The following is a 14,270-nucleotide window of genomic DNA, read 5'->3' on the forward strand; positions in this document are numbered from 1 at the left end:
ACACCATGACTTCGCCTGCGCCAGACCAACCCTATCCCGCACGTTGGGATCATATCCCCTTCTACCGCTGGTGGCGGAAATCTGTGGTCGGATCGGTCGATCAGGAAAAGGTCGTCGCCCGCATCGTGGAGGAAAGCGGCTGTACGCCGCGCTATCTCTTCATGACCATGATGTCGGCGGGCATTGCGGTGCTGGGTCTGCTCCTGTCGTCGCCTGCCGTCGTCATCGGTGCCATGCTCATATCGCCGCTGATGAACCCGATTCTTGGCCTGGGGTTCAGCCTCGCCCTGTTCGACTTTGCCGAACTGCGCCGATCGCTTTCCGCTCTGGCGATAGGCGCGACCGCAGCGCTGCTGTTCACGGCCTTCATCGTTCTCGTCTCGCCGCTAAAGGCACCCACGGCCGAGATATTGGCTCGCACCCGCCCCAATCTGTTCGATCTGCTGGTCGCCCTCTTCGCCGCTCTGGCGGGCACCTTCGCGATCATCCGCGGGCGCGGCGAAACCATCGTCGGCGTCGCCATCGCCACGGCCTTGATGCCACCGCTGGCGGTTGTGGGCTTCGGCCTTGCGACCTGGAATATGCCGATCCTTGGCGGCGCATTGGCCCTGTTCGTCACCAACTTCGTGACCATCGCCTTGTCGGCGATGGTGATGGCCCGCTATTATGGGTTCGGCCATTATCTATCGAGCCAGCAAAGCTGGACTCAGACCGTGCTGCTCATGCTGGTCTTCGTGGTGATGGCGGTGCCGCTGGCCATATCCCTCAGCCGCATCGCGGGCGAAGCGGTTGCCGTCAATCAAATCCGCGCCTTCCTCTCCGATCGTTATGGTGCAGAGTCGCGGATCACCCAACTCGACGTCAATTTCGACCGCACGCCCCTTACCGTGCGCAGCGTGGTCATCGCCCCTCGATCCCGCGCCGAAAGCAACGCCTTGCTGCAGACCGATCTTAGCGACCGGCTGGGCCGCCCTGTGGCGCTGCGCGTGGACCAAGTCCTGCTCGATCCGGGCGCAGGATCGGTCGAAGCGCAACGGGCCGAATTGCAGCAGGCCAATGATGTGCTGGCCAATGACCGCAGCCGCGCCAACAGAGTGGCCGGACTGATCGCGCTGGCCGCTGGCGTGGCGCCCGACGCCGTGACGATCGACCGCGATCATCAACGCGCGACAGCGACGGCAGCCCTGCTGCCGGGCGCGGACCTCGCCACCTATGGCGCGCTCGAACAGCGCGCGATCCAGTCCGTGGAGGGATGGGAGGTCGCCATCATTCCACCGCTCACGCCGCTGCCGGTCATCGCCTTTGCCGACAATGTGGACGCGCTCGACCCGAAGGCGCGGCAAGCCGTGCTGCTTTCGGCCTGGGCGGCAAAGCGTTGGAACAGTCCGCAACTGTCCGTGCCCGGCTTGCCGACCGATGTCCCAGAACGACCCTCCCTGCCGCAACGCCGCGCACTGGCAATCGCCGCCCTGCTCAAGGAACAGGGCATCGCCGCCATCGCCGCACCGGCATCGGGCCAGACTTTCCGGTTGCAGATTGCCGCGACCTCTGGCCGCTGACTTAAAAATGTCCATCAGATGGGAGGTGGATCGCGATAGGTCGTGACCAGCGGCCCCAGCGCATCGGCCAAGGGGCCAAGCCAGGGTTCGAACCGCCGCCAATGGTCGACGCCATCGGCATAGATGGGCTGGCGCACCTGTTCGGAACTGGCGGTGCGCACCGCGCGGTCGCTGCGCCAGAAGTCCAGGCATTGCGCTTCGAACGGCAGGCACAGATAGGCCAGCAGCCGGTCGACTTCGCCCGGCATATCGGCAACCATCTGCTCGTAGATCAGGCGATGCACGCGCCCCGGCGCGGCCGCGTCATAGGCAGTCATCAGCGCCACATAGTCGCGATAATAGCGGCCGATGTCGGTCAGATCATAAGTGAAGGCCTGGCCGCGCGCGAAATGCTGCTTCCAGCCAGACAGGCAACAGCCCATCGGATGGCGGCGGGCGTCAATAATCTTGGCGTTGGGCAGGATCAATTGGATCAGGCCGACATGCTGCCAATTATTGGGCATCTTGTCGATGAAATGCGGCTTGGCGGTGTGGCGATGGACGCGCGTGCCCTCGATATATTCCTCGCCCAGCCGCAGCCGGTCGGCGGGGGTGAGCGAAGCGACCATAGAGGCGAAGTCGGGAAACTCGCCGTCATCCACGCGCGATTGCAGGCGGCTGGCGATGACCATCATGTCGGGCAGTTCCATCGTGCCTTCGACCTGGCTGTGGCAGGAAAGGATCTGCTCGATCAGGGTGGAGCCGGAGCGGGGCAGACCGACGATGAAGATCGGGTCGGGTGCGGGGCAACCGCCAGCACCCCGCGCGGCGATGAAAGGCGCGGTGAAGGTGGTGGCGATGGCGCGCACTTCGGCGGAAAATTCGTCGGCATCATGGCGCACCATCGTCCGGCGCAGGCGATTGCCCGCATCATAATGGCGGAAGGCGGCGGCATAATCGCCCGCATCCTCGAACGCCTTGCCGAGCGAGAAATGGAGGTGGAAAATATCCTCCTGTCCGTCCGCTGTCTCCGGCTCCAGCGACGCAAGCGCCTGTTCCATCGCCGCAATGTCCTGCGCATCCAACCTGACGGTCTTGAGGTTGGCGAGGCTCCACCAGGCTTCGCCCATGGTCGGGCGATAGCGAACCGCCTGGCGATAGGCGTGGACGGCATCGGCCTGTTTGCCGAGCGTCTTCAAGGCGTGGCCGAGATTCTGCCAGACCTGTGGCTGGTCGGGCTGATCCGCGAGTAGGCGTTCGTAAATGGCCCGCGCGCCATCCTGATCGCCCAGCCGCACCAGCACCGATGCCTTGATCAGCGCGTAGCCGGGATTTTTGAGCGGCGACCTCTCCAATATCTCGGCATGGCTCAACGCTTCGGGCAAACGGTTGTTCTGGAGCAATAGCCGGATCAGGAAATCGCGCGCCAGATCGAAGCCGGGGGCCAGCGTGACCGCGCGCTCGACCAGCGCCAGCGCTTGGCTCATATCACCGCGCCGCCAGTTGACTTCGCCCAGCAGGCGGCAGGCGGCGGCGTCATCGGGCAGGCGGTCGAGCCGCGCCACAAGGATCGCTTCGGCATCGTCCAACCGGGCCTCGTTCATCGCGATCGCGGCGTCCAGCAGGTCGCGGTCGCGCGACGAGGCATGGATACCCGACAGGTCGGCGCGCCAGGCATCCGTCGCGCGGCCAACGCTGCGCAACAGCCGGGCCAGCATGAACCAGCCGCCCGCCACCGACGGCTGTTGCCTGGTCAGCGCTTCCAGCGCGGCGATGGCCTGGGCGGTATCGCCTGCTGCTTCGGCGGCCTGGGCCAACTCCCACCCGATGGCCGGGATGTGCGGGTAGGTGCGGTCCAGCGCAGCGAGGCGGGGGAGGGCGTCTTTAGGTTGGCCGAGACGCCGCAACGCCTGGCAAGCGAGCAGTTCCGCCTGCGGCAGGCCGCCGGTTCGGGCGAGGAGGGCTTGCGCCTGCGTCAGCGCCAGATCGGGGCGCGTTTCGACCAGACCAGCAATCTGCGCCAGCGTAGATTCGATGGTGCCCGTTGCGGCAGCGGCAGACCCGTTTCCCATAGCACCCCGAAAATTGTGCGATTGCACAAAAGGCTATGCCGATTGCAGCCTGCCGTCGAGTGGGCGCGTCATAAAAGTTCAAAAAATGCGATTTCACCCGCTTGACAGCGCCCGTCTGAGTGGCAGTATCCAATTTAGGACAGTCGTTCGAATTGCTGCGTGAGCGAACTGTCTCATAAAAAATACGATGTTCGGCGTGGTCGTTATTCGGCCGCGACCCCGAAAGATGCGTCTTTCGGGCAGGGGGTTTTGCGTGTCTTCTGCGCGGTGAAGGCAAGCGCATGTCATGATTTGCAAGGTTAAGACCCGGTCGCCGGGCACTGCAACGGGAGAGGCCATGACGCAACGCGTATAAGGGGGGACTATCCATGGCCATCAGATTTGGCTCGCGACGAGTGCGCAATTTTTGCGCGCTGGGCGCAACGACATGCCTGACGCAATTGGCGCTCGCGGCGCCAGCCTTTGCCCAGACCGAAGCACCGGCAGAGGCCGCCGCCGCCGATCCATCATCGGGCCTCAGCGAAATCGTCGTGACCGCGACGCGCAGCGCGCAGAGCATCCAGAAAGTGCCGATTTCCATGCTGGCGCTGGGTGCCGAGACGCTGGCGGAGCGCCAGGTAAAGGGCTTGAGCGATTTCGCCGCCCTGCTACCCTCCGTCTCGTTCGAAGGCATCGGGCCGGGCCGCAATACCGCCTTTTTCCGCGGCATCGTGCCTGCGGGCGGCGCCTATGCCTCGGTTGGCTATTATCTCGACGATATTCCGATCACGGGCACGGAAGTGCCTGATATTCATGCCTATGATCTGGAGCGGGTCGAGGCGCTGGCGGGGCCGCAGGGCACGCTCTATGGCGCGGGGTCGCTGGCGGGCACGATCCGTCTGATCACCAACAAGCCCAAGCTGGACAAGTTTGAATTCGGCTATGACGTCGAGGCCAATAAATATGGCAAGGGCGATTTCGGTGGGCAGCTCGAATCCTACATCAACGTGCCGCTGAGCGACACGATGGCGGTGCGCGCCATGGGCTATTATCGGCGCGACGGCGACTATATCGACAATATACCCAATAACGGCCTGCTCAATAATGGCGCGCCGGCGGTCTATACGCTGGGCGACAATAATCCGGCGACCTTCTTCAATCTCGACAATAGCGACATCGCCAAGGATGATTATAACACGATCAAGGAATTTGGCGGCCGCCTGCAACTGCTGTGGGAGCCAGTCGACGGCTGGGCGATCACGCCGGAAATCACGGCGCAGAAGCAGGTCGCCAATGGCTATTTCGGGTTCGACCCGCGCGTCGGCGACCTGGAAGTCCATGATTATGACAAGACCCGCAACGATGACCGCTGGTATCAGGCGGCGCTGAGCATCCATGGCCATATCGGCGACTGGGACGTCGTATCGGCGACCGGCTATTTCAAACGCCGGACCCGGACGCTCAACGATTATACTTATTACACCGTCACCTATGACGGGTTCGGCGCAGGCTATGAAAGCTATCTGCAGTTTTTCGACAATTGCACCGGGTCGGGCGCAGCGCAGCAATGTTCGCTGATCGACCCGACGCAATATTATCATGCGGACACGCACCGCAACAAGTTCACGCAGGAATTGCGGATTTCGACGCCCAAGGAATGGCCGTTCGACGTGACGTTCGGTGCCTTCTACCAGCGGCAGAAGAACGAGACCAACACCTATTATGCCATTCGCGGCCTGGACACGATCACAGGCTATACCCAGACGGGTGGCGGCGATGTGCCGGGCGGGCTGATCGGCGTGCCGGGCATGTACGGCATCGATTATGACGAAGACGGCAATCCATTCTTCGATACCAGCAATGTCATCAATGCCAACGGCAACCCGCTCGGCACGATGATATTGGGGACGCAGGCGGTGAAGGGCGACGGCTTCTACATCACCGAACAGAACCAGCTTTACCATGACACGGCGATCTTTGCGGAGGGGCATTACAACATCACCCCGACGCTCAAGATCACCGGCGGCATCCGCTATTTCTGGACCGATTATGCGGTGAAGGGCTTTGCGGGCGTGGCGGGATCGGCGGCCAATACCATTACGTCGGTCTATGTTCCGACCGGCGAAATGGGCTGTCCGACGCCGCTTCCAGCCGAGCGCCTGCAATGTCTCAACACAAACTTCCGCGCAGCCGATCAGACGGGGCGCTACAAGGAGGATGGCGAGACGCACAAGGTGGCGCTGGACTGGCAGTTCCAGCCCGACAAGATGGTCTATGCCAATTACTCGACCGGCTTCCGCCCCGGCGGCTTCAACCGGCCGCTGCGCATCCGCAATTTCGGCCCGGTGGATGTGGCCCCGTTCAAGTCCGAAACGCTCACCAATTTCGAGCTGGGCGTCAAGACGACGTGGAACAACATCTTCCGCTTCAACGCCGCCGTCTATTATGAAAAATGGAATAATATCCAATATGGCGTTGTCGTATCCGGCGCGCAGGGCGCGGGCATGACCGGCAATGCGGGCAAGGCCGTGGTGAAGGGCATCGAATATGATGCCGATCTGAAACTCGGCAATGTGACGCTCTCGACCTCCGGCGCCTATAATGACGGCAAGCTGAAGGGCAATTTCTGCAACTTTGCGCTCGATCGCGACACATCGAGCATATCCCAATTGTCGACATGCACGTTGGGCGAATTCGTGCCGGACTCTGACCCTCCCACGCCCCAGGTCGCCGCTGCCGATGGCACCCGGCTGCCGCGCCAGCCTAAATTCAAGGGCACGACGTCGATCCGCTATGATACCTATATGGGCGACTATGCCGCCTATATTCAGGGTGCCGCCCTTTATCAGACCGGCGCGACGCAGGATCTGAACGTCGCCAGCAATGCATTGCTCGGAAATACCAAGGGCTTTGTCAGCTTCGATTTTTCCGGCGGGATCAAGAAGGATAGCTGGAGCCTGACGCTGTTCCTGCAGAACGCTTTCGACAAGCGGGGCGAACTGACGAAAAACACTTTCTGCTCGATCGACTTCTGTTCCGGGTCGGCGCGGACCTTCACGATCAAGCCGCAATTTTTCGGCATCCGCTTCGGGCAGAAATTCTGACGGTTAGCGCCATCGCATGACAATGCCGCCGGATCAGCGATCCGGCGGCATTATTTTATGCCAAGGTACATAGACGGGAACCTATAGCTTGTCGTTCCCCGGCGAAGGCCGGGGTCCAGTCCCGCGGTCAGAACTGGACCCCGGCCTTCGTGTTTTATCCCGTCTGTTTGTATAGAGTTGTTTGGAGTGGCTGCTGGATTGCGCCATCTTGCCAAGCGAGGATATCATGCAGATCCACTTGCACGCTAATGCCCGAACCACGCCCAAGACGCGGGCTTTGATCCAGTCGAGCGCGCTGTCGGTGGCGCAATTGGCCCGCCAGCTCGGTGTCAGCGAAACCACCGTGCGGCGCTGGAAAGCCAGAGATCGCGTCACCGACGGATCGCACACCCGGCATAGGCTGGGACAAAGCACCTCGCCGACCGACGAAGCGCTCATTCGCGAACTGCGGCAGGATATCGGCCTGAGCCTCGACGACATCGTCCAGGTCATGCAGCGGTGCGTCAATCCCACCCTCTCGCGCAGCGCCATCCACCGCTGCATGAAGCGTATCGGCGTGGCCCAAAGACCCCAGCCCGCAGCCCAGCCTAGCCCCAGCCGCCGCTTCCCCGATGACACACCCTGCGGCTTCATCCATATCGACCTCAAGCATCTCACCCGCCTGCAAGCCCAGCGCGCTTATGTGTTCGTCGCCATCGACCGCGCCACCCGCTTCGTCCATATCGAGATTGTCCGGCAACGCGATGCCCATAGCATCGCCGCCTGCCTCGAACGATTCCTCGCAGTCTTCCCCCATCAGGTCCACACCATCCTCACCGACAATGGGTCCGAGTTCACGGATCGCTTCGCCGTCGATATGAAGGACAAGCCCCAGGGCAAACCTTCAGGACGACATCCCTTCGATCGCATCTGCCAGGACCGCGCCATCGAGCATCGCCTCACAAAGCCCTTCCACCCCCAGACCAACGGCATGGTCGAACGTTTCAACCGGCGTCTTGCCGAAGCCCTGCGACACCATCCCAGCGCCGGTACCAATCGCGGCAAAAACCACTTCCTGTCTCACGACCAAAGAAATGCCTTCCTCCATCAAACCGTCCAGAACTATAACCGTACAAGGCTGCGATGCCTCAAATACCAGTCCCCAAACGACGCCCTCGCTAATCAGACGGAACTCAACACTTCCGCCGGGGAACAAAGATCGCCAGGTCGCTTAGCCTCAAATCATCGCCATGCCGCCATTCACATGCAGCGTCTGGCCGTTGACATAGCCCGCCTCGCGGCTGGCGAGATACACCACGGCCGCGCCGATGTCCGCGCCATCACCCAGGTCGCCGACCGGGATCTTCTGCAGGATCGCGCCCTTCTGCGCGTCGTTGAGCGCATCGGTCATCGCCGATCGGATGAAGCCCGGCGCGACGCAATTGACGGTGATGCCCCGGCTCGCCAATTCCTGGCCCAGCGATTTGGACATGCCGATGATCCCGGCCTTCGACGCGCAATAGTTGGACTGGCCCGGATTGCCGGTGACGCCCACGACCGACGTGATCGAGATGATCCGCCCGAAGCGCGCCTTCATCATCGGCTTGGCGGCGGCACGGCACAGCCGGAATGCGGCTTCCAGATTGACCGCAATCACGGTCGACCATTCCTCATCCTTCATCCGCAGGATCAGATTGTCGCGCGTCACCCCGGCATTGTTGACCAATATGTCGAGCTTGCCGCCCAGCGCCTCAACCGCCTGCGGCACCAGCGCATCGACCGAAGCCGGGTCCGACAGGTTGCACACCAGCGTCTTATGATCCCCGCCGAGTTCCGCCGCGAACGCCTTGAGCTTCTCCTCATTGCTGCCCGACAGCGCCAGCGTGGCGCCCTGCGCGGCCAGCGACCGGGCAATCTCGGACCCGATCCCGCCGGACGCGCCCGTCACCAGCGCGGTCATTCCTGTGAGGTTAAACATGGTCAGTCTCCTTATTCTATTTGGTTCACGCGGAGGCGCGAAGACGCGGAGGGGACATAGTCGTTGACTATGCGCTTCACCCCCTCCTTGAGCGTGGCGCCACCGAAATTGATCAGAAGCCCTACGGGCTGGTTGGTCAGGCGAAGATAGGTCAGTAATTGTTTGGCATGGGCTGGGTGGAGGCGTTCGGTCGACTTAATCTCTACCAGCAAGCGGTCATCGACCAAAAGATCGATCCTGAAAGCGGCAGCGAAATCCAAGCCATCATAGCTGATGTCCACGGGTTTCTGCCGTTCGACGCGATGGCCCATGGCCGTCAGCTTGGCCGCCAGGATCATCTCGTACACATTTTCAAGCAGTCCCGGCCCCAGGTCGCGATGCATCCGTAAGGCGAGGTCAAGAACGTCTCCGCTGATGCGATCGATATCCGCCAAATTCCCTCCGCGTCTCCGCGCCTCCGCGTGCCCAAAATCCTGTCCGCGAAACCTATAGCATGCCCTGTCAGTCTCCCTTGAATAGTGGTGGGCGGCGGTCGAAGAAGGCGTCTATCGCCTCGTCATGGTCCGCCGTCGCATGGGCCAGCGCCTGCATCGCGCCCGCCATTTCGAGTATCTGGTTCAATTCCGCCGTCTGCGCCGCACGCAGCAGCCGCTTGGTCATGCGCGTGGCATGAGGTGGGTTGGCGGCGATGGCGTCGGCTTGCGCACGCGCGACGCTCATCAGGTCCGCGTCGGGCACCACTGCACCCACCAGCCCGATGCGCAGCGCTTCGTCCGCATCGATCGTCTCACCGATCAGCGACAATTGGCTGGCCTTGGAGAAACCGACGATGCGCGGCAACAACCACGCCCCGCCGTCCCCGGACACCAGCCCCAGCTTGACGAAACTCTCGGCAAAGCGCGCCGATTGCGCCGCGATGCGCACATCGCACATGCAGGCGAGGTCCATCCCGGCACCGATCGCCGGGCCATTGACCGCCGCAATCACCGGCAGTTCGATCGCCTGGAACAGCAAGGGCAAGCGCTGGATGCCCGCCCGATAATTGCGCCGCGTCTGCGCCGGCAAGCCCGCGCGCAGGCCGCCCGCGTCGGGCCGCATCGCGTTCAGGTCGCCACCCGACGAAAAGGCGCTCCCCACACCGGTCAGGATCGCGACATGGATCGACAGGTCGCGATCCGCCGCCTCGAACACGGCACACAGCGCATCGACCATCGCCGGATCGGAGATCGGATTGCGCCGGTCGGGCTGGTTGAGCGTGACCGTCAGGACCGCGCCATCCAGCTGGGTGAGGACAGCGCTCACAGCGCGCCCAGCGCCGCCTCGATATCGTCCATCGTCACGATGCTACGCACGGTGGCATCGGGCGCTATGCGCTTGATCATCGGGCTCAACACCTTGCCGCCAATTTCGACAAATTCGGTAACGCCCGCGTCCCACATCGCCGCCACGGATTCGCGCCAGCGTACCCGGCCGGTAACCTGCTCGACCAGCCGCAGCTTGATCTCGTCCGGCTCTGCAATCGGCGCGGCCAGCACATTGGCATAGACCGGCAGCAGCGGCGCGACCAGCGCGACCTCGGCCAGGGCCTGCGCCATCGCATCGGCAGCAGGCTGCATCAATTCGCAATGGAACGGCGCGGACACCGGCAGCAATATGCCGCGCTTGATGCCATACTCCTTCACCATCGCCACGGCGCGGTCGATCGCCGCCTTGTGGCCCGAAATCACGACCTGGCTTGGATCATTGTCGTTGGCGACGGCACAGACTTCGCCCTGCGCCGCGGCATCCGCCAAAGCCTGCGCCTTTTCGATGTCGGCACCCAGCAAAGCGGCCATGGCCCCCTCGCCCACCGGCACGGCTTCCTGCATCGCATAGCCACGCCGCTTGAGTAGCCGCGCCGTCGTGCCAGCATCGAGCGCCTCCGCCGCGCACAGCGCGCTATATTCGCCCAGGCTATGCCCAGCGACATAATCGCCCTTCTGCGCGATCGAGAAGCCGCCTTCGCGCTGCATCACCCGCAACGTCGCGATGGCATTGGCCATGATCGCGGGCTGCGCATTTTCGGTGAGGGTCAGTCGATCCTCCGGTCCTTCGACCATCAATCGAAACAGATGATGCGACAGGGCGTCATCGACCTCCTGAAACAGCTTCCGCGCGGCGGGACTGGCGTCGGCCAAGGCCTTGCCCATGCCGACCGACTGGCTGCCCTGACCCGGAAATACAAATGCGCGCATCATCCATCCTCTAACCATCAACCAAAAAAGCGCCGATATTCAACGTCGTTACACTTTGAGACATAAATGCCATTGAGACGTACACGACCCTGCGGCAGTCAGGTCGCGCACGCTTTCCCGCCATCTGTTCCGGCGCGTGGCGGCCCCTTTAACGATGACGGAGTGCTAGGAAAAGGTGCGATATCGCTTTGCAGGGATATGTGGGACGGCGCTGAGCCTGTCGGCCTGCGCCGTCGGCCCGGACTATCGACCGCCACAGGCCATATCGATGGGGGTGCCTGCCACCTATTATCAGAGTGTCGGCACGCCCCAGAATGAGGCCGATCTGGCCCTATGGTGGACCCGGCTCAACGATCCGACGCTCTCGGCCCTGATCGATACGGCCATCGCCAACAATCTGGATATCGTCCAGGCCCAGGCCCGGCTGCGGCAAGCGCGCGAAAGCCTGGCACAGACCAACGCCGCCTTCCTGCCGCAGCTCAATGCGTCGGGCAATGGCGGCAAGAATTACCGCAGCCAGGCGGGCGGCACGCGCGTCGACGACAGCGGCAATGTCATCAGCACCGGTGCCAGCAACTGGTCCAGCAGCTATTCCGCCAATACATCGGCCAGTTGGCAGATCGACCTGTTCGGCGAACTCTCCCGCTCGGCCGAAGCCGCACGCGCCGAACTGGCGGGATCAGGCTATGACCTGGCGACCGTGCGGATGACGATCATTTCCGAACTGGTCACCAACTATGTCCAGGCGCGGCTGGCGCAGGAACAATTGCGCATCGCCCGCGAAACGCAGCAGGTGCAGCAGGATAATTTCGATATTGCCGGTTGGCGCTTGCAGGCAGGCCTCGTCTCCTCGCTCGATGAACAGCAGGCCCGCGCGCAACTGGCGCAAACCCGCGCCTCCATCCCGCAGCAGGAAGCGAACCTGCGCGGCAGCCTCAACCGCATCGCCGTCCTGACCGGACAGGCGCCGGGCGAAGCGACCCGCACGCTCGAAACGCCCGCCCCCATCCCCACCGCCACGTCGCAGATCGCCCTTGGCATCCCCGCCGATACGCTTCGCCAGCGGCCCGACGTGCGCAGCGCCGAACGCGCCCTTGCCGCGGCAACCGCGCGGATCGGCGTGGCGGAAGCGCAACTCTATCCCTCGCTTGGCATCAGCGGCAATCTGGGCACCACGTCCAATGCCTTCAGCGATCTGTTCAGCCTGATCACCGGCGGCCTCTTCGCCAATGTGTCGCAAGTCATTTTCGACGGCGGCCGCTTGGCCTCGCAGGTCCGATCGCAACGGGCGGCAACCGACGCTGCCTTTGCCGCCTACAAGCAAAGCGTGCTGACCGCCCTGGAGGATGTCGAAAATGCGATGGCCTCGCTCGCCAGCGCGCGGGCACGGCAGGCCGAATTCACCATCGCCTATGATGCATCGAACAATGCCGCCCTGCTGGCGCGCAGCCAATATCAGGCAGGCCTTATCGACTTCCAGACGCTGTCGAATAGCGAAACCACCCTTTTGAACGCCCGCAACAGCCTCGCCACCGCCCGTTCAGACGAAATTCTCGCCATCGCCCGCCTCTATGATGCCTTGGGCGGCGGTTGGCAGAGCATGGACAACCGCCCCATCGATGAGCAAAAATCATGAGCAATGACGTGACCACCGATCCGGCCCTCGACGAATTTCTGGGCGCCAAGCCCGCCAAACCCTGGCGCAAATGGGCGATCCGGGGCGGCGTCGGCGTCGCGCTGCTCATCGCCATCCTGTTGGTGTCGCAGTGTTTTTCGGGCGACGACAAGCCCAATTACGCGACCCGTGAAGTGCGCAAGGGCGACCTGACCGTTGCCGTCTCCGCCACCGGGAACCTCAAGCCCGTCAACCAGGTCGATGTGGGGTCCGAACAGTCGGGCAAGATCACCGCCGTCTATGTCGACGTCAATGATCGCGTCACGCGCGGCCAGCGGCTCGCCGAACTCGACACCCGCCGCCTGGTCGATTCCGTGAACCAGAACCGCTCGCAAGTCTCCGCTTCCCAGGCCAGCGTCGCCCAGGCCCAGGCCCAGGTCGCGCTTGCCAAGGCGACGCTCGACCGCCAACTCAACGTCTATCAATTGTCGGGCGGCAAAGTGCCCGCCAAGACCGAGATCGACACGGCGCGCGCCAATTATCAGGGCGCAGTCGCCAGCCTGCGATCGGCGCAGGCGCAGGTCGATGTGTCCCGTGCCCAGCTCTCGTCTGCCCAGACCAACCTGTCGATCGCGCAGATCGTCTCGCCTGTGACCGGCGTGGTCCTCTCGCGCGATATCGAGCCGGGCCAGACCGTGGCGGCGTCCTTCAACGCGCCGGTGCTGTTCACCATCGCCGAGGATCTGACCCAGATGGAAGTCGAAGTGTCGGTCGATGAAGCCGATGTCGGCCAGGTCAAGGACGGCCAGAGCGCGACCTTCGCCGTCGACGCCTTCCCCGGCCGCACTTTCCCCGCGACCGTGTCCCGCGTGAATGTCGGCTCGAACGCCAGCAGCACCTCGTCTTCCTCTACCACCACGACCAGCACGACCGGCACCGTGGTCGCCTACACCGCCGTTCTAACCGTGAATAACGAAGATGAAACGCTGCGTCCGGGCATGACCGCCACCGCCGACATCGTGACGCAGGAATTGCACGACGTGCTGCTGATCCCCAACAGCGCCCTGCGCTTCAAGCCGAGTGCGGGCGCAAAGGGCGGCGGCATCACCAGCGTCCTGCCCGGCCCCGGCCGGATGCGGCGCGGCGGCAATGCGCGCCAGGTCAATTTCGGCGCAGGCAGCAGCCAGACCGTCTATGTGCTGGGCGAAGACGGCAACCCCAAGGCGGTGCAAGTCACCATCGGCGCCAGCGACGGATCGCGCACCGCCATCACCGGCGGCGAGATCAAGGAAGGGATGCGCGTCATCACCGGGCAATTGGCTGCGGGCCAGGAAGCCCCGGCCGAAGACCAGCGCCCCGCCGCAACCGATGCCAAGGCCCCCGATCGCCAGCGCAATCCGGCAACGGACGGCAAGCCCGCCAGCGTCGGCTCGCTCGGCAATTCGGGCGACAAGGCCCCCGAAACCGCCCCCGTCGCCCCCACCGAAACGCGCGGCACTGGCCGGCCGAGCGGGACGTAAGGCGCATGGCGATTGCACCGATCATCTCGCTGCGCGGGGTCACAAAAGTCTATGGCGAAGGCCCGACCGCCTTTCAGGCCTTGAAAGGTATCGACCTCGACATCGAACAGGGTGATTTCGTCGCCGTGATGGGACCATCCGGCTCCGGCAAATCGACGACGATGAACATCTTGGGCTGCCTGGACGTCCCATCGGCGGGCACTTTCCTGTTCAAGGGGCACCATGTCGAAACGCTGGACCGTGACCAGCGC

Annotated in this window: 10 protein-coding genes and 1 pseudogene; 6 read left to right on the forward strand and 5 right to left on the reverse strand. The window is 63.2% G+C overall.

The annotated features are described in order from the left end of the window. The first annotated feature begins 5 nt into the window (after window positions 1-5). Window positions 6-1,559, forward strand: a complete 1,554-nt coding sequence (locus tag IL54_RS12330; RefSeq protein ID WP_037476037.1) for a DUF389 domain-containing protein — start codon at window positions 6-8, stop codon at window positions 1,557-1,559. Between the two features lie 14 nt (window positions 1,560-1,573). On the opposite strand, the gene IL54_RS12335 is transcribed toward IL54_RS12330, so the two are convergent. Continuing rightward, window positions 1,574-3,610 (reverse strand): tetratricopeptide repeat-containing sulfotransferase family protein, encoded by a 2,037-nt coding sequence (locus tag IL54_RS12335; RefSeq protein WP_037476038.1) that lies wholly within the window; start codon window positions 3,608-3,610, stop codon window positions 1,574-1,576. Between the two features lie 368 nt (window positions 3,611-3,978). Here IL54_RS12335 and IL54_RS12340 point away from each other — a divergent pair, with 368 nt between their 5' ends. Both IL54_RS12340 and IL54_RS25915 read left to right on the forward strand, forming a co-directional pair. Then, window positions 3,979-6,693, forward strand: coding sequence for a TonB-dependent receptor (locus IL54_RS12340; protein ID WP_237748870.1), 2,715 nt, complete (start codon window positions 3,979-3,981; stop codon window positions 6,691-6,693). 226 nt (window positions 6,694-6,919) lie between these two features. Continuing rightward, a pseudogene (locus IL54_RS25915) lies at window positions 6,920-7,753 on the forward strand (DDE-type integrase/transposase/recombinase); the annotation flags it as partial. Window positions 7,754-7,909: 156 nt separating this feature from the next. Here the strand turns inward: IL54_RS25915 and fabG are convergent. The 4 genes from fabG to fabD form a co-directional block, all read right to left on the reverse strand. Continuing rightward, window positions 7,910-8,650 (reverse strand): 3-oxoacyl-[acyl-carrier-protein] reductase, encoded by a 741-nt coding sequence (gene fabG / locus IL54_RS12355; protein WP_037476039.1) that lies wholly within the window; start codon window positions 8,648-8,650, stop codon window positions 7,910-7,912. A gap of 11 nt (window positions 8,651-8,661) precedes the next feature. Then, complete coding sequence (locus IL54_RS12360) at window positions 8,662-9,084, reverse strand: GxxExxY protein (protein ID WP_037476041.1); 423 nt, start codon at window positions 9,082-9,084, stop codon at window positions 8,662-8,664. Between the two features lie 67 nt (window positions 9,085-9,151). Next, window positions 9,152-9,952 (reverse strand): crotonase/enoyl-CoA hydratase family protein, encoded by an 801-nt coding sequence (locus IL54_RS12365; protein ID WP_037476043.1) that lies wholly within the window; start codon window positions 9,950-9,952, stop codon window positions 9,152-9,154. Continuing rightward, complete coding sequence (gene fabD, locus IL54_RS12370) at window positions 9,949-10,884, reverse strand: ACP S-malonyltransferase (RefSeq protein ID WP_037478546.1); 936 nt, start codon at window positions 10,882-10,884, stop codon at window positions 9,949-9,951. The genes IL54_RS12365 and fabD overlap by 4 nt, the downstream gene beginning before the upstream one ends. A gap of 175 nt (window positions 10,885-11,059) precedes the next feature. On the opposite strand from fabD, the gene IL54_RS12375 reads away from it, so the two are divergent. The 3 genes from IL54_RS12375 to IL54_RS12385 form a co-directional block, all read left to right on the forward strand. Next, the gene (locus tag IL54_RS12375; RefSeq protein WP_037476045.1) at window positions 11,060-12,520 is read left to right on the forward strand and encodes an efflux transporter outer membrane subunit; all 1,461 of its coding nucleotides are present in this window, start codon (window positions 11,060-11,062) and stop codon (window positions 12,518-12,520) included. Next, window positions 12,517-14,019, forward strand: coding sequence for an efflux RND transporter periplasmic adaptor subunit (locus IL54_RS12380; protein ID WP_037476047.1), 1,503 nt, complete (start codon window positions 12,517-12,519; stop codon window positions 14,017-14,019). Before IL54_RS12375 ends, IL54_RS12380 begins: the two co-directional genes overlap by 4 nt. Before the next feature lie 5 nt (window positions 14,020-14,024). Further along, window positions 14,025-14,270, forward strand: a 246-nt coding sequence (locus IL54_RS12385) for an ATP-binding cassette domain-containing protein (protein WP_037478548.1), incomplete at its 3' end; no start/stop codon positions are given.

Origin of the sequence: Sphingobium sp. ba1 (genome assembly GCF_000743655.1) — a bacterium.
GTDB lineage: Bacteria > Pseudomonadota > Alphaproteobacteria > Sphingomonadales > Sphingomonadaceae > Sphingobium.

Bases quoted from the DNA above. Each gene is read 5' to 3' on its own strand.
- IL54_RS12330 (WP_037476037.1), top strand. From the start codon at position 6: ATGACTTCGCCTGCGCCAGACCAACCCTATCCCGCACGTTGGGATCAT.
- IL54_RS12335 (WP_037476038.1), bottom strand. From the start codon at position 3,610: ATGGGAAACGGGTCTGCCGCTGCCGCAACGGGCACCATCGAATCTACG.
- IL54_RS12340 (WP_237748870.1), top strand. From the start codon at position 3,979: ATGGCCATCAGATTTGGCTCGCGACGAGTGCGCAATTTTTGCGCGCTG.
- fabG (WP_037476039.1), bottom strand. From the start codon at position 8,650: ATGTTTAACCTCACAGGAATGACCGCGCTGGTGACGGGCGCGTCCGGC.
- fabD (WP_037478546.1), bottom strand. From the start codon at position 10,884: ATGCGCGCATTTGTATTTCCGGGTCAGGGCAGCCAGTCGGTCGGCATG.
- IL54_RS12380 (WP_037476047.1), top strand. From the start codon at position 12,517: ATGAGCAATGACGTGACCACCGATCCGGCCCTCGACGAATTTCTGGGC.